Source organism: Devosia sp. P3_B2, assembly GCF_056402875.1.
In genome coordinates this window covers 28,280-43,676 of the sequence record NZ_JBFUGO010000001.1, presented here as the reverse complement: position 1 = coordinate 43,676, position 15,397 = coordinate 28,280, and the positions used below count along the sequence as shown (strand labels likewise).

Annotated in this window: 18 protein-coding genes; 15 read left to right on the top strand and 3 right to left on the bottom strand. The window is 65.4% G+C overall.

Going from position 1 to position 15,397, the window contains the following annotated elements; translation table 11 throughout:
• Window positions 1-21: 21 nt before the first annotated feature.
• The 13 genes from AC1DV8_RS00220 to AC1DV8_RS00160 all read left to right on the top strand — a co-directional run bounded on the left by AC1DV8_RS00220 (window position 22) and on the right by AC1DV8_RS00160 (window position 11,612).
• Complete coding sequence (locus AC1DV8_RS00220; RefSeq protein WP_477156046.1) at window positions 22-723, top strand: prolipoprotein diacylglyceryl transferase; 702 nt, start codon at window positions 22-24, stop codon at window positions 721-723.
• The gene (locus tag AC1DV8_RS00215) at window positions 707-2,146 is read left to right on the top strand and encodes a radical SAM protein (RefSeq protein ID WP_477156045.1); all 1,440 of its coding nucleotides are present in this window, start codon (window positions 707-709) and stop codon (window positions 2,144-2,146) included. The genes AC1DV8_RS00220 and AC1DV8_RS00215 overlap by 17 nt, the downstream gene beginning before the upstream one ends.
• Window positions 2,143-2,334, top strand: a complete 192-nt coding sequence (locus tag AC1DV8_RS00210; RefSeq protein WP_477148453.1) for a hypothetical protein — start codon at window positions 2,143-2,145, stop codon at window positions 2,332-2,334. The genes AC1DV8_RS00215 and AC1DV8_RS00210 overlap by 4 nt, the downstream gene beginning before the upstream one ends.
• A gap of 272 nt (window positions 2,335-2,606) precedes the next feature.
• Complete coding sequence (gene typA, locus AC1DV8_RS00205) at window positions 2,607-4,421, top strand: translational GTPase TypA (RefSeq protein ID WP_477148454.1); 1,815 nt, start codon at window positions 2,607-2,609, stop codon at window positions 4,419-4,421.
• A gap of 152 nt (window positions 4,422-4,573) precedes the next feature.
• Complete coding sequence (locus tag AC1DV8_RS00200) at window positions 4,574-5,188, top strand: DedA family protein (protein ID WP_477148455.1); 615 nt, start codon at window positions 4,574-4,576, stop codon at window positions 5,186-5,188.
• Between the two features lie 71 nt (window positions 5,189-5,259).
• The gene (locus tag AC1DV8_RS00195; RefSeq protein WP_477156044.1) at window positions 5,260-5,715 is read left to right on the top strand and encodes a carboxymuconolactone decarboxylase family protein; all 456 of its coding nucleotides are present in this window, start codon (window positions 5,260-5,262) and stop codon (window positions 5,713-5,715) included.
• 1 nt (window position 5,716) lies between these two features.
• The gene (locus AC1DV8_RS00190; protein ID WP_477148457.1) at window positions 5,717-6,592 is read left to right on the top strand and encodes a sigma-70 family RNA polymerase sigma factor; all 876 of its coding nucleotides are present in this window, start codon (window positions 5,717-5,719) and stop codon (window positions 6,590-6,592) included.
• 96 nt (window positions 6,593-6,688) lie between these two features.
• Complete coding sequence (locus AC1DV8_RS00185) at window positions 6,689-6,982, top strand: YggT family protein (protein ID WP_477148458.1); 294 nt, start codon at window positions 6,689-6,691, stop codon at window positions 6,980-6,982.
• 4 nt (window positions 6,983-6,986) lie between these two features.
• On the top strand, window positions 6,987-7,424 hold the full coding sequence (locus AC1DV8_RS00180; RefSeq protein ID WP_477156043.1) for a GNAT family N-acetyltransferase: 438 nt from the start codon (window positions 6,987-6,989) through the stop codon (window positions 7,422-7,424).
• Between the two features lie 17 nt (window positions 7,425-7,441).
• A complete protein-coding gene (locus AC1DV8_RS00175) occupies window positions 7,442-7,729 on the top strand; it encodes a DUF167 family protein (protein WP_477156042.1) in 288 nt (95 codons plus the stop codon).
• Between the two features lie 39 nt (window positions 7,730-7,768).
• The gene (locus AC1DV8_RS00170) at window positions 7,769-8,347 is read left to right on the top strand and encodes a TetR/AcrR family transcriptional regulator (RefSeq protein WP_477156041.1); all 579 of its coding nucleotides are present in this window, start codon (window positions 7,769-7,771) and stop codon (window positions 8,345-8,347) included.
• A gap of 52 nt (window positions 8,348-8,399) precedes the next feature.
• Window positions 8,400-9,179, top strand: coding sequence for an SDR family NAD(P)-dependent oxidoreductase (locus AC1DV8_RS00165; protein ID WP_477156040.1), 780 nt, complete (start codon window positions 8,400-8,402; stop codon window positions 9,177-9,179).
• Window positions 9,180-9,458: 279 nt separating this feature from the next.
• Window positions 9,459-11,612 carry a sodium-translocating pyrophosphatase gene (locus tag AC1DV8_RS00160; protein ID WP_477156039.1) on the top strand — a complete coding sequence of 718 codons (2,154 nt, stop codon included), beginning with the start codon at window positions 9,459-9,461 and terminating at the stop codon, window positions 11,610-11,612.
• A gap of 54 nt (window positions 11,613-11,666) precedes the next feature.
• Here AC1DV8_RS00160 and AC1DV8_RS00155 read toward each other — a convergent pair whose 3' ends face one another.
• The 3 genes from AC1DV8_RS00155 to AC1DV8_RS00145 form a co-directional block, all read right to left on the bottom strand.
• Complete coding sequence (locus tag AC1DV8_RS00155; RefSeq protein ID WP_477156038.1) at window positions 11,667-12,413, bottom strand: hypothetical protein; 747 nt, start codon at window positions 12,411-12,413, stop codon at window positions 11,667-11,669.
• A gap of 210 nt (window positions 12,414-12,623) precedes the next feature.
• Window positions 12,624-13,010: a YciI family protein gene (locus AC1DV8_RS00150; protein ID WP_477156037.1), complete on the bottom strand. Its 387-nt coding sequence runs from the start codon at window positions 13,008-13,010 to the stop codon at window positions 12,624-12,626.
• Between the two features lie 84 nt (window positions 13,011-13,094).
• Window positions 13,095-13,919, bottom strand: coding sequence for a polysaccharide deacetylase family protein (locus AC1DV8_RS00145; protein WP_477156036.1), 825 nt, complete (start codon window positions 13,917-13,919; stop codon window positions 13,095-13,097).
• Window positions 13,920-13,997: 78 nt separating this feature from the next.
• Between AC1DV8_RS00145 and AC1DV8_RS00140 the strand changes: the two genes are divergently transcribed.
• Both AC1DV8_RS00140 and AC1DV8_RS00135 read left to right on the top strand, forming a co-directional pair.
• Window positions 13,998-14,648 (top strand): NAD(P)-binding oxidoreductase, encoded by a 651-nt coding sequence (locus tag AC1DV8_RS00140; RefSeq protein ID WP_477156035.1) that lies wholly within the window; start codon window positions 13,998-14,000, stop codon window positions 14,646-14,648.
• Window positions 14,648-15,394 (top strand): phosphotransferase family protein, encoded by a 747-nt coding sequence (locus AC1DV8_RS00135; protein ID WP_477156034.1) that lies wholly within the window; start codon window positions 14,648-14,650, stop codon window positions 15,392-15,394. Before AC1DV8_RS00140 ends, AC1DV8_RS00135 begins: the two co-directional genes overlap by 1 nt.
• Window positions 15,395-15,397 lie beyond the last annotated feature (3 nt).

Genomic DNA, 15,397 nt, shown 5'->3' with positions numbered 1-15,397 from the left:
GATCGAGGACCGGGGGGTCGCATGGACGTCCACGCCATCTTCGATGGGCTAGCGTGGTTGGCTGCGGCGCTGGTCGCCTTCGCCCTCCGCCGCTTCATGCCCGACGCCTTCCCTTCCGCTGGAAAAGTCGGCGCGGGCTATCTCGCCGCCCTGGTCATTGGCGCCGCCTTGGGAGCCTACACCCTCGGCAGCCTGAACCTCTGGCTTGCCGGTCTCCCCGGTTTCGCCCGCTCGATCGAGGGTGCCTTGGCCGGCGCCATTCTCGCGGTGGAGCTCTACAAGCTCCGCGTCGGCATGCGCGGCCGCACTGCTGCGCTCTACGCCGTGCCGGTCGCCATCGGCATCGCCGTCGGCCGGATCGGCTGCTACTTCGCGGGCCTCGACGATTTCACTTACGGCACCCCCACAACCCTGCCTTGGGCTCACGACTTCGGCGACGGCATCCCGCGCCACCCGGTCCAGCTCTACGAGTCCGCGGCGCTCGCCCTGTTTGCGCTGGCCTACGGTATCGCCCTGATCCGCCGCGACGCTTGGGTGCTCCGCAACGGCTTTGCCCTGTTGGTCCTGCTCTACGGCCTGCAGCGGTTCGCGCTGGAGTTCCTCAAACCCTATCCAGCACTATTCGCCGGGCTCACGATATTTCAGATTGTGTGTGTCGGTCTCGTGTTCTACGCCTTGACAATATTATTGAGGGATAATCAGGCCAGTGCTCGACGCGTTTGAAGAACCGGCCCCGGTTCGAAAGATTAAACCCTACATCTTTTACGGCGAAACCACCTCGCTCTGTGCCGAGTGCCTGGCGCTCGTGCCGGCCAAGATCCAGTTCAGCGATGGCGCCGTCTGGTACGAGAAGCGCTGCCGCACCCATGGCGTGCAGAAGGTGCTGGTCTCGACCGATATCGAGTTCTTCAAGTGGCAGAAGGACTTCCTCAAGCCCGGCGACCGTCCGCTCGAGGTGCAGACCCACACCGATTACGGTTGCCCCTATGATTGCGGCCTCTGCCCAGATCACGAGCAGCATTCCTGCCTCGCCATCATCGAGATCAACCAGCACTGCAACCTCACCTGCCCCGTCTGCTTTGCCGGCTCCTCGCCCCAACATACCGAGCACCTGCCCCTCGCCACCATCGAGCGCATGATGGACGCCCTGGTCCGCAGCGAGGGCGAGCCGGATCTGCTCCAGATCTCGGGCGGCGAGCCCACCATCCACCCCGACATCCTCGCCGTGATCGACGCCGCCCAGGCCCGCCCGATCCGCCACCTGATGATCAACACCAACGGCATCCGCATCGCCCAGGACCCGGCCTTCGTCGCGGCGCTGGCCGAACGCAAGACCGGGCTCGAGATCTACCTGCAGTTCGACAGTCTCGAGCGCGACGCCCTGATGGACCTGCGCGGCGCCGACCTCCGCCGCATCCGCCAGCAGGCGCTGGAAGCGCTCGAGCGCCATAACATCTCGACTACGCTGGTCGCGACGCTGAAGAAGGGCGTCAACGACCACGAAGTGCCAGGCATCATCGATCACGCGCTGGGCTGGCAATGCGTCCGCGGCGTCACCTTCCAGCCGATCCAGGATGCCGGCCGCAACGAGGGCTTCAGCCTCCGCGACAATCGCCTCACCCTCTCCGAGGTGCGCCGCCGCATCGTCGACGAGCACGGCCTGTTCGGCGAAGCCGACATGATCCCGCTGCCCTGCAATCCAGACGCCATCACCATCGGCTATGGCCTGCGCAACGGCCGCACCGTCGCCCCCGTCACCTCGATGATCCCGCGCGACATGCTGCTCGACTCCGTGCCCAACTCGGTCACCTTCGAGCGCTACCCCGAATTGAAGCGCCGCATCTTCGATCTCTTCTCGCTCTCGGTCGGCGAGGGCACCATTACCGAAAAGATGACGGCGCTGCTCTGCTGCCTGCCCGAAGTGCCAGTGCCACAGGGGCTCGACTACAGCTCCGTATTCCGCGTGGCCGTCATCAACTTCATGGATCGCCACAACTTCTCGGTGCCCGCTGCCAAGCGCAGCTGCATCCACTTCGTCACCCCGAACGGCCAGATCATCCCGTTCGAGACCTACAACCTGTTCTATCGCAACGGCGAAATCGGCCCGATCCGTGAGCGGCTGGATCGGCAACGGGCCATCGCATGATCGGGCGCATTCTCGCCGTCATCGCTGGATTGCTCCTGCTACTGCCGGGGCTGTGCACGCTCGGGTTCGGCCTGATGTTTGCTTCTAACGGCTTTTCCGCAATCGCCATGTGGATCTGGTGGTTCATCATAGGCGGGGCCTTCACCTGGGGCGGCATCGCAATACTGATGGCGACCTTCAGGCGCTAGTTGCGGCCCGCCGCTGAGCACCTGCCAGATATTTCGCGTCCGATGTCGATCGGCCCCTCGTCCATCCGTCATGTCGGTGCGGGGGCACGCTCGATGCGTCGCCGCTGCGTTGGGTGGGGCGTCCCCGCAGTTTTCGCGCTGGGGTAACGGGGGCGTCTCACCCCTCCCGCGAGATGCCGCAACCCTCCCATTCCGCGAATTGTCTTGAGAATGTGACCCTTGTCCGATATGGGGCGCGGCTAATCTCCGGAAAATCTGATCGGCCGCCCCTCATGTCTTTGCGTAACATCGCAATCATTGCTCACGTTGACCATGGCAAGACCACCATGATCGACGTTCTCCTCAAGCAGTCCGGCTCGTTCCGCGACAACCAGCGCGTCGAAGAGCGCGCCATGGATAGCAATGATCTCGAGCGCGAGCGCGGCATCACCATTCTGGCCAAGGTCACCTCGCTGGTCTGGAAAGACACACGCATCAACATCGTCGACACCCCCGGCCACGCCGACTTCGGTGGCGAGGTGGAGCGCATCCTGTCGATGGTGGATGGCGTGGTGATCCTCGTCGACGCCGCCGAAGGCCCGATGCCGCAGACCAAGTTCGTGCTCGGCAAGGCGCTGGCCCAGGGCCTCCGCCCCATCGTTGCGATCAACAAGATCGACCGCCCCGACGAGCGCCATCTCGAAGTGCTCGAAGAGATCTTCGACCTCTTCATCGCGCTCGACGCCACCCCCGAGCAGCTCGATTTCCCGGTCCTCTACGGCGCCGCCAAGCTCGGCTGGATGTCTGACAAGCCGGAAGGCCCCAAGGACTCGCTCGCCCCGCTGCTCGACAAGGTGCTCGAGTATGTACCCGAGCCCAAGGTCGAAACCGGTCCGTTCCGCATGCTGGTCACCACCATCGAGCGCAACCCGTTCCTCGGCCGCATCCTCACCGGCCGCATCACCTCCGGTACGGTCAAGGCCGGCGACGCCATCCACTCGCTCGGCCGTGACGGCAAGGAAGTGGAAAAGGGCCGCGTCAGTAAGGTTCTCGCTTTCCGCGGCCTCGAGCGCACCCCGATTGATCTCGCCGAAGCCGGCGATATCGTCGCCATTGCCGGCCTCGAGACCTCGACCGTCGCCGACACCCTGGCGGTCCCCTCTGTCAATGAGCCGCTACCGTCGAAGCCCATCGATCCGCCGACCCTGTCGGTCACCTTCCGCATCAATGACGGCCCGCTGGCCGGCCGCGAGGGCGACAAGGTACAGTCCCGCGTCATCCGCGAGCGCCTGATGCGCGAAGCCGAGGGCAACGTCGCCATCCGCGTCACCGAGGGCGAGGACAACGACTCGTTCGACGTCGCCGGCCGCGGCGAATTGCAGCTCGCCGTGCTGATCGAAAACATGCGCCGCGAGGGCTTCGAGCTCACCATCGGCCGCCCGCGCGTCGTTATCCGCGAGGAGAACGGCCAGAAGCTCGAGCCGATCGAGGAAGTCATCATCGACGTGGATGACGAGCACACCGGCGTCGTTGTGCAAAAGCTCACCGAGCGCAAGGGCGACCTCGTCGACATGCGTCCCTCGGGCGTCGGCCGCACGCGCCTCCGCTTCTACGTTCCGACCCGCTCGCTCATCGGCTACCAGCCCGAGCTGCTGTCGGATACCCGCGGCACCGCCATCTTCAACCGCCTGTTCCACGAGTACCAGCCGTTCAAGGGCGCCCTCCCGGGCCGCCGCACCGGCGTGCTGATCTCGAATGGCACCGGCCAGGCCGTGACCTATGCGCTGTGGAACCTCGAAGAGCGCGGCCCGATCATGATCGATGCCGGCGTCGACATCTACGAGGGCATGATCATCGGCGAGCACGCCCGTGAGAACGACCTCGAAGTCAACGCGCTCAAGGGCAAGCAGCTGACCAATATCCGTACCACGTCGAAGGACGAGGCGGTCCGCCTGACCCCGCCCAAGAAGCTCACCCTCGAGCAGTCGCTCGGCTACATCGCCGACGATGAGTACGTGGAAGTGACGCCCAAATCCATTCGCCTGCGCAAGATCTGGCTCGACCCGAACGACCGCAAGCGCATGATGCGCGCCGCCAAGGCGAGCTAATCACCGGCGTCGGTCTCCGGCACCAGACAGAACTGAAGATCCCCGCGACGAGCGGGGATTTTCGTTTTTGAGCCTCGAAACAGCGTTTCCGCTTTCGCGGCACTGACCCTGTGGGCTACTGAACGCCGGAAACGACGGAGCAGCGAACACGCATGGCCACCTGGATCACCCAGATCATCACCGACCTCGGCTATGTCGGGATCGCCTTGCTGATGCTGCTCGAGGCAGTGTTCCCGCCGATCCCCTCCGAGCTGATCGTGCCGTTCGCCGGTTTCGCCGCCGGTCAGGGCACACTCAACTTCTTCGGCGTGATCCTCGCCGCCACCATCGGTTCGCTGATCGGCATGCTGCCCTGGTACTTCGTCGGCCGCCTGTTCGGCCTCGAGCGCGTGAAATGGCTCGCCGACCACATCGGCCGCTGGTTCGCCTTCAATGCCGACGAGATCGACTACGCCGCCCGCATCTTCGACCGCTGGGGCCGACCCATCGTTCTCGTCGGGCGGCTGTTCCCGATCCTCCGTACTCTGATCTCGGTCCCCGCCGGCCTTGCGAAGATGAACTTCCCCACCTTCGCGTTGTTCTCGGCCATCGGCATGCTGATCTGGAACACCGTGCTGGTCAGCGCCGGCTACCTCCTCCACGAGCACTATCACCTGGTCGAAAGCTGGCTCGACCCGCTGACCTGGCTGGTCCTCATCGCCGTCGTCGGCCTCTACATTTTCCGCCTCTTTACCTGGCGTCCGAGCCGCGCCGGCGAAAAAAACTGAGCCCCATGTCACATCGGTAGGGCCCCCGGTCGTCTTGTTGTCGTGATCATCGAAATGACATGGAGACAATGATGACTAAGCGCACCAACCCCTATGCCCGGATGGACCTCATCCAGCCGCTGATCGACTACAGCCACGGCGTTCCCGATATCGGGCTCGAGCCGGCGATCGCCCATCTCGTCAAGATCCGCGCGAGCCAGATCAACGGCTGCGCCGTGTGCCTCGTGATGCACAGCCAGGAGGCCCGCCAGGACGGCGAGACCGAGATGCGCATCTACCTGCTCGACGCCTGGAGGGAAGCCCCCCACTTCACGCCCCGCGAGCGGGCCGCCCTCGCCTGGACCGAAGCGCTGACCAGGCTCGATCATACGTCCGAGGCGGCCTACGAGCTGCTGTCGGCCGAGTTCAGCGAGGCCGAACAGATCGTCCTCACCCTGATGATCGGCAACATCAATACCTGGAACCGCATCAATGCCGGTTTCCAGGTGAACCCGCCGCGTTCGGCGGTCATCAAGGTGGCTGCGTAACATGGATGCCGGGCGGGCCGATGCGGCCATCAGCTTCGAACCTCATCGGCCCCGCCTCACCCGCGTCGCCTACCGCATGCTCGGCTCGGTTGCCGATGCCGAGGATGTCGTGCAGGACGCGTTCCTGCGCTGGCACACCACCGATCGCTCCGAGGTCGACAACGCGGAAGCCTTCCTCGTCCGCGTCGTCACCCGGCTCTGCCTCGATGTGCTGAAGTCATCCCGCCGCAAGCGCGAAACCTATATCGGCCCCTGGCTCCCCGAGCCGGTGGTCGATACCGAGGCCGACCTCGCCGAAGACGTGACCCTGCCTTTGCTGCTGGCACTCGAACGGCTCTCCCCACTTGAGCGCGCCGCCTTCCTCCTCCACGACGTCTTCGGCATGGAGTTCGAGGAAGTCGCCGGTGCCATCGGCCGCGAACCCGCCGCCTGCAGGCAGCTCGCCGCCCGCGCCCGCCAGCACGTCCACGATGCCCGCCCGCGCTTCGCCGTCGACCAGCGCCGCGGCATGGAGATGGCCGAGGCCTTTTTTGCTGCCTCGCAGACCGGCGACATGGCAACGCTCAAATCCATGCTCGCAGCCGACATCACGGTCACCGCCGATGGCGGCGGCAAGCGGCCGGCCGGTCCGGTTCCGATCGTCGGCCTCGACGACGTGCTGCAGCTGATGGCGCGGATGGCTCGGCTGTTCGCCCGCGCTCCGTCCCAGCTTGTCCGCGTGGCGATGATCAACGGCCTGCCCGGCTACGTCACGCTCGAAGCCGATGGCGAACTGCAGACCACGGCGCTCGAGATCGTCGATGGCAAGATCGTCGGCCTCTACATCATGCGCAATCCGGACAAGCTCGGCCATATCGAGGGCGCGGCGCTCCACTAGGCGCCAACCCACCACACTCAAAGGCAAAATCGTCGCGCCCGCTTGCCGGGCGCGCCGTCGCCCCCTAAATAGGGCCGACACCTTGAGGGCCCGACGATGATCTTCGCCATTCTGCAGACGCTCAGCTTCATCCTGAACATCGTCTGGTGGATCTTCCTGATCATGATCATCATGAGCTGGCTGATCAGCTTCAACGTGATCAACACCCGCAACCAGTTCGTCAATTCCGTCTGGCGCGTGCTCAACCAGATCACCGAGCCGATCCTGAAGCCGATCCGCCGCATCATTCCGCCGGTCGGCGGGCTCGACCTGTCGCCGCTGATCGTCTTCGTCATCATCTTCTTCCTGCAGAACTGGATCGCGTCGATGGCGGTCGGCCGCTTCATCTAGCCAGATGCTGCCGCAGGGCTACGAAGTCTCCACCGATCCGGCCCGGATCGACCTCGACTACGTACACCGCTACCTGAGCGAGCAGAGCTACTGGGCCGGCGCCATCCCGCGTGATGTCGTCGCCCGCTCGGTGGCCAATGCCCTGAGTTTCGGCCTCTATGCCCCCAACGGTGCGCAGGTCGGCTTCGCCCGCGTCATTACCGACCGTGCCACCTTCGCCTGGCTCGCCGACGTCTTCATCGACCCAGGCCGCCAGGGCCTCGGCCTCGGCAAGGCGCTGATGGACGCGGTCGTCGCCCACCCCGACCTCCAAGGCCTCCGCCGCTTCATGCTGGTCACCGCCGACGCCCACGGCCTCTACGAGCGCTACGGCTTCGCGCCGATCGAGCGTCCGGAGCGGCTGATGGCCATCCTCCGCACCGACCTCTACCCCCGCTCGTGAGTTCCGCGATCGAGCAGTTGCCCGACGGCGTCCGCGTACACCTCCGCGTCACCCCCAATGCCGGCGTCGACCGCGTCGAAGGCACCGAAACCCGTGACGACGGCACCACCGTCCTGCGAGTCCGCGTCAAGGCCGTCCCCGACAGGGGCAAGGCCAACGCCGCCGTCATCGCCCTCCTCGGCAAGAGCCTCAGCATCCCGAAATCCGCGATCACCCTCGTCTCCGGCGATACCGCCCGCTTCAAGACCCTGCACATTGCCGGCGACCCCGCTGCCCTCGCCGCCGCCCTCGCAAAGCTCGGCTAGACATCTTACATTACGATCAGCATCAAACTGGAGCGTGCGATGAAGGTCACCCGCGAGCAGGCAGCGAAGAACCGTGCGCATGTGGTCGAGGTCGCCGGTACCGAATTCCGCAGGCACGGTTTTGACGGCATCGGCGTCGCCGACCTGATGAAGGTCGCCGGCCTGACCCATGGCGGCTTCTACAATAACTTCGCCAGCAAGGACGCCCTCGCCGCCGAAGCCGTCACCCGCGTCTTCGCCGAAACCACCGACCGGCTGCGCCAGGCCGCCGCATCCTCAGCCGATCCGCTTGCTGCCATCGTGCGGCTCTATCTCTCCCCCGCACATCGCGACGCGACCGAGGCCGGCTGCGCCATCGCCGCCCTGTCGCAGGATGCCGCCCGCGGCAGCCGAGAACTGCGTGCCGCCTTTCAAGCCGGCATCGCCGGCTACCTCGACCTGATGGTCGAAGCGACCGGCGTCTCCCGCGCCCGCGCCATGGCCATCTACGCCAGCATGGTCGGCGCCCTGACGCTGTCGCGCACCGTCACCGACCCCACCCTCGCCGACGAATTCCTGACCGCCGCTGCCGACAGCCTGCTCACAAAAGATTCCGCCACCGCGCCCTTGTCACGATAAATTACGATCATCATGTAAGTGGCCTGTCGCCATTCACAGGAGATCGATCATCATGGCCGCACGTCCCGGAACCGCCCTCATCACCGGAGCCTCCTCCGGCATCGGCGAAATCTACGCCGACCGCCTCGCCAAGCGCGGCTACGACCTGGTACTGGTCGGCCGCAACTCCGAAAAGCTGCAGGCGCTCGCCGCCAGCCTGTCCACTGCCAACGGTGTCGTCGTCGACCGCATCGTCGCCGACCTCGGAGATGCCGCCGGCCTCGCCCACGTCGAGCGCCGCCTCGACACCGACGCCTCAATCACCCTCCTCGTCAACTCCGCCGGCCTCATCGGCGGCGGCCCGCTCAGCGCCGGCAATCTCGACGATCTGACCAGCATGCTGACCGTCAACGTCGTCGCCCTCACTCGCCTCGCCTCAGTCGCGGCCAAGGCCTTCGCCACCCGTGGCAACGGCGCCATCGTCAATCTCGCCTCCGCCATGGCCTTCATCGACAATCCGGGGGCCGCCGCCTACGCCGCCTCCAAGGCTTATGTGCTCAACCTCTCGCTGTCGCTCGATCTCGATGTCAAAGCCAGGGGCGTTCAGGTCCAGGCCGTCCTCCCCGGCTACACCCGCACCCCGATGATATCAGGCGGAGCCGGCCTCCCCGACGAAGCCGTGATGGACGCCGACGCCATGGTCGACGCCGCCCTCGCTGGCCTCGACGCGGGCGAACTGGTCACCATCCCCTCGCTGGAATCCGTCGCCGCCTACGAGGCCTGGGCCGAAAAGCGCACCGCGCTCCAACCCCACCTGTCGCTCTCAAAGCCAGCCTCCCGCTACGCCGCCTAGCACCCCTTCCCTCTCCCCTTGAGGGAGAGGGTGCCTCGCAAAGCGAGGCGGGTGAGGCGCACTCGCGATATCCGTCCCCTCATCCGTCTCGCTGCGCTCGCCACCTTCTCCCTCAAGGGGAGAAGGCAGACCGCCCCGCATCCCCTTGTCGCAAAGCCGTTGCACACCCTGCGGCGATTTGGCACAAGTTTGGCACGCATCGTCGGGGGGCGAGGAGGAGCGGTTCGCCGCTGCAACTACGGAGCGTTCCCCGGTGATCAGAACCGAGGGAACATTTCTATGACTCTATTGCTCTGGGCGATCGTCATATGCGGTCTGCTCTCCATCGTTTACGGCGTCGTCACGACGCAGGGCCTGTTGAAGGCCGATGCGGGTTCCGCCCGCATGCAGGAGATTTCCGCCGCAGTGCGTGAAGGCGCCTCCGCCTATCTCCGCCGCCAGTACACCACCATCGGCATCGTCGGCGTGGTCATCTTCATCCTCGCCTTCTTCCTGCTCGGCGCCTACGCCGCCATCGGCTTCCTGATCGGCGCAGTGCTCTCGGGCGCCGCCGGCTTCATCGGCATGAACGTCTCGGTCCGCGCCAACGTCCGCGTTGCCCAGGCGGCCACCAAATCGCTCGCCGGCGGTCTCGACCTCGCCTTCAAGTCCGGCGCGGTCACGGGCCTGCTCGTCGCTGGCCTCGGCCTTCTCGGCGTGGCGCTCTACTTCATCGTCCTCACCCAGTTCCTCGGCAACGAGCCGACCAGCCGCGTCGTCATCGACTCCCTGGTGGCGCTCAGCTTCGGCGCTTCGCTGATCTCGATCTTCGCCCGTCTCGGCGGCGGTATCTTCACCAAGGGTGCGGATGTCGGCGGCGACATGGTGGGCAAGGTCGAAGCCGGCATCCCGGAAGATGATCCGCGCAACCCGGCCACCATTGCCGACAACGTGGGCGATAACGTCGGCGATTGCGCCGGCATGGCCGCCGACCTGTTCGAAACCTACGTGGTGACCATCGTCGCCACCATGGTGCTGGCGGCCATCGTCCTGCCCGACGCCTTCAAGCTCATGGGCATGGTGCTGCCGCTGGCCATCGGCGGCGCCTGCGTCATCACCTCGATCATCGGCACCTACTTCGTCAAGCTCGGCGCCTCCAACAACATCATGGGCGCCCTCTACAAGGGCATCATCGCCACCGGCGTCCTCTCGCTGATCGCGCTGCTCCCCGTGCTCTGGCTGGTGTTCGGCGATCTCAATGCCGCACTCGGCACCGCCGAAAAGGCCTTCACCCCGTGGCACCTGTTCTGGTGCGGTGTCGTCGGCCTCGCCATCACCGGCCTGATCATCGTCATCACCGAATACTACACCGGCACCGGCCGCCGCCCGGTCAACTCGATCGCCGAAGCCTCGGTCACCGGCCACGGCACCAACGTCATCCAGGGCCTCGCGGTCTCGCTCGAATCCACCGCGCTCCCGGCCATCGTCATCATCGCCGGCATCATCGTCACCTATAACCTGGCGGGCCTGTTCGGCATCGCCTTCGCCGTGGCAACCATGCTGGCGCTCGCCGGTATCGTCGTGGCCCTCGATGCCTTCGGTCCGGTCACCGACAATGCCGGCGGCATTGCCGAAATGGCCGGCCTCGACAAGGAAGTGCGTCACAACACCGACGCGCTCGACGCCGTCGGTAACACCACCAAGGCCGTCACCAAGGGCTACGCCATCGGTTCGGCCGGCCTCGGCGCCCTGGTGCTGTTCGCCGCCTATACGCAGGATCTGCAGTACTTCGTCGCCAACGCCGTCGAAGGCTCGTTCTTCTACGGCATGCAGGCGGTGAACTTCTCGCTCGCCAATCCCTATGTCGTGGTCGGCCTGCTGTTCGGCGGCCTGCTGCCGTTCCTCTTCGGCGGCATGGCGATGACCGCCGTGGGTCGCGCCGCGCAATCGGTGGTGGTGGAAGTCCGCCGCCAGTTCAAGGAAAAGCCGGGCATCATGGCCGGCACCGACAAGCCTGACTACGGCAAGGCCGTCGACATGCTCACCAAGGCCGCGATCAAGGAAATGATCGTTCCCTCGCTGCTGCCGGTGCTGTCGCCGATCGTCGTCTTCGTCGTCATCTTCTGGATCGCCGGCCGCGACCAGGGCTTCGCCGCGCTCGGCGCCATGCTGATGGGCGTCATCGTCACCGGCCTCTTCGTCGCCATCTCGATGACCGCCGGCGGCGGCGCCTGGGACAACGCCAAGAAGAGCTTCGAAGACGGCTTCACCGACAGCCACGGCGTCAAGCACTTCAAAGGCTCCGACGCCCACAAAGCCTCCGTCACCGGCGACACCGTCGGCGACCCCTACAAGGACACGGCTGGTCCCGCAGTGAACCCGATGATCAAGATCACCAACATCGTGGCGCTACTGCTGCTGGCCGTGCTGGCGCATATGGGTGGGGTGGCTTAGGCCTCACTGCAGATACAAAATGCAGAAGGCCCGGGGAGACCCGGGCCTTCTCCTTCAGTCGCTGCCTTTTGAGGCTGCCGTGATCGAAGAGTAAGGCGACTCTCCGTCTGGCCAGTCCGCCTCGCGATGCGCTTTCGCTTGCTCCGGAAGGTATCGATCCAGCACCGCGAGATACAACACCTCGTGCAGAGCGAGCGGGCCATGACAGCGGATGATCCTGCCGCCCTCGCTGTCCTGCGCGGATTGATAGTAGGCCACACCGATAAGAGTGCGGCTTAGCAAGTCAGCGCCCTCCCCCAATTGCCACAGTCCGCCGCCGCTCAGCCCCTCATATGACGAGGGCGCTGGGAACCTCTCGTGGTGGAAAATACGAAAGTCCAAACAGTCGCAGCCATGCTTAACCTCAAAGGCCTCGATCCGGCCGACACCGTTGATCGCGCCATGTTCCATTTTCGAGGAACTGCCGACGACGCCTAAGGATTTCGACATCTCGGAAATCGTGCCTGTGACAAACACGAGCTCGGCGGGAGACCTGCTGCGCCCTTGTTGTTGTAGTTCAGCGCGGACTCGTGAGTTGAAGAAGGCATTCGTGGCTGCGAACCTGTTTTCGATGTCTACTGGCAACCGAATGAATGCTAGGTCCGGTCCGTCAGCACCAAAGGGCGGTGAACCGACCGTAGTGATCTCAAGTTGATCGCCGCGGCAGCTAATTGCCTCATATGTACGACCCTGTTTGAATCGCATGATCCCAACCTCGGGAAGTATCTTCAGGGTCTCCGCGACATGTGCCGCCGTCGCCACGCCTCGAATTCCATGAAAATCTACTAAGGTGCCAGACCCAGCCGACCGCGACGACGGGCCTGAACCCGACCTATCAAGGGCGACGAATCCGACGGCGTGGGCATGAACCACAGAGTGAATGTCTGCACGGCGATCCATGTGTGCCCCTCGAAAGCCTCAGGTGTTACTTCTACATAGTCGGCACCAGACACTCACTGGGCCTGCTCATCGCTACTCCACCCCCGGCCGCCCCTGCCCCGTCACACTATCCACCTGCTCCAGCACCGGCCGCACCTCGACGCTCGCGACCCGCATGATCGGGCTCGTCTTCGCCAGCGCGATCGCCTCGTCGATATCATCAGCCTCGATCATGAAGAACCCGCCCAGGTGCTCCTTGGCCTCGACGAACGGCCCGTCGGTGCGCGAGAACTTCCCCGCCCGCTGCCGCACCGTCACCGCCGTCCCCGGCGCCTCCAGCGGCTGCGCGAGGATCAGCTTGCCGCTGTTCCTCAGGCCCCAGTCGAACGCGATCGAGTCGTCGGCCAGCTGCCGGCCCTCGGCCTCACTCAGCGCCCCGATCGCCACACTGTCGATATAGACGAGACAAACGAACTTCATTTTTCGATCCCTCCGGATTTACGAGGCTAGTCGAACCCGCGCCCGCTAATTCGACATCGCGAATCCGCATCGAAGAAAATCGATCTACCGGCCCCGCATCTGCTCGCGGAACCCGCGCATCCCCACCAGCTCCAGCCCGAGCTCGGCATACATCGGCTCCACCGCGCCCGAACGGAACAGCTCGTACTCGGCGAGCCGCAGCGGCGCGTCGTCCGAGATCATCGCGATGTCGCCCGGCTTGGTGAAGTGGAACGCGCCCCAGTTGAGCCCCGGCCGCGTGCCATCGAGTATCTCGCGATAGTCCGCCGCCGTCGGGCTGAGATTGCCGAACGGCGTCGACACCACCCCGTCAAACACCGGGTTGCCCCGGCCTTGAGCCCGCTCCGTCGCGCGGTTCAGCGCCGCCGAAGGCTCCACCCAGCTATCCGTTGGTCCCGGCAGGAAAACCGGCAACCGGTAGTCCGCCCCCAACCGCTCGTAGATCTCGACGAACTCCGGCAGCCACACCGTTCCCATATGCGCATCGAGATGCGTCACATCGATGCCCGCGTCGAGCGCCGCATCGATCTGCGCCCGGAGCTCGCGCTCCACCGCCGCGGGATCAGCGCCCCGAGTGTCCGCCACCCGGCGCGGCATGAAACCCTCGGCGTCGCACATGCCGTTATCGGCCGTGCCCGTCATCGGCCGCCAGCGAAAGCGGTCGAACTCGGCGGTCAGCGTCAGGTGCACCCCGATATCGAGCTCGGGGTTCTCCCGCGCGAGCTGCGCCATATGCGGAAACCACGGGCAAGGCACCATCACCGAGCCGCAAGTGACCACGCCCTGCTCGCAAAGCTCGACGAACGCCATGTTGGCGCTCCAGCTCGCCCCCAGATCGTCGTGGTGCACCACCACCTGCCGTCCAGTCATCGAATCATCTCCCTTACTCCTAGCGAGCTTGCCCTATCGCCTCACCTGCGGCACCCTTTCCGGAACTGAGGTATCCCAATGCGCATCATCGTCATCGGCGGCCACGGCCGCACCGGCATCCTGATCGTTGAAAAGCTCATCGCGGCCAGGCACGCCGTCGTCGCCACTATTCGCAACCCCCGGCACATGGCCGATATGGTGAAGCTCGGCGCCGAAACCGTGCTGCTCGATCTCGATAAATCGCCCTTCGACGATATCGTCTTTGCCATGAAGGATGCCGATGCCGTGGTGTTTGCGGCCGGCTCCGCCGCCGGCGAAAGCAGCGCCCTCGATCGCACGGGCACGCTGCGCACCGTCCGCGCTGCCGAAAAGGCCGGCGTGAAGCGCTACGTCTCGATCTCTTCCATCGGCGCCAGCACCGGGCTTTCCACCCGTTCGATGAACGATGAGATGAAGGACTATTACAAGCAGAAGCGCGCCGCGGCCAAGCACATCACCAGCTCCAGCCTCGATTGGACCATCCTCGAGCCGGGCGAGCTCACCGATGGCGGCGGCACCGGCAAGGTGGTGCTGAGCCAGGAGGCGATCAACGAGGAGTCGGTCCCACGCGAGGACGTCGCCGCGGTGGTGGTCGCCCTGCTCGAAGAGCCCAAGTCGATCGGCAAGGTCTTCCAGCTCACCCGCGGGAAGGACACGATTGCCACCGCCCTTAAGGCCGCGCTCAGCTGATGACCCGCCCCGAAATCGGCCACCTGCTCGGCTCCGGCAAGGTGGCCGAAGCCTTCCACTACGGCGAGCACGTGCTGAAGCTCTATCGTGACCCTGCCGCCCGCGCCGTCGCCTTCAGCGAGGCTGCCATCCTCGCCGTCGTCGCCGATCACGGCCTGCCCACCCCGCAGGTTTTCGAAGCCGGCAAGTTCGCCGGCCGCTGGGGTCTCGTCATGTCCCGCGCCACCGGCGAGCCGCTGGCCAGGCTCGCCGAGGCCGATCCCACGCAGATCCCCGCCGCGCTCGAAGCCATGGTGCAGCTACACCTAGCCATGCACGCCCGCGAGGAAACGCGCCTGACGCCGCTGAAGCCTCGCCTGGCGCACCGCATCGCCCACGTGCCCCAGCTCGACGAAGCGCTGCGCACAAAACTGCTCGCCGACCTGGCCTGCTTGCCCGATGGCAACCGCCTCTGCCACGGCGATTTCCACCCGTTCAACATCATCGGCACGCCCGGCGCCGCCATCATCGTCGATTGGCCCGACGCCACCTCCGGCCCACCCGCCGCCGACGTCGCCCGCTCCTACGTGCTGATGCTGCACGGCGCCGGCCCCGACCTCGCCAACGCCTACCTCGAACGCTACCTCGCCCTCAGCCCCCTCACCGACCCCGAAATCCGCGCCTGGCTCCCCATCGTCGCCGCAGCCCGGCTTTCGGAGAACGTCCCGGAAGAAACCGACCGCCTGCTGGCCCTGGCGGGGGGCTGACAG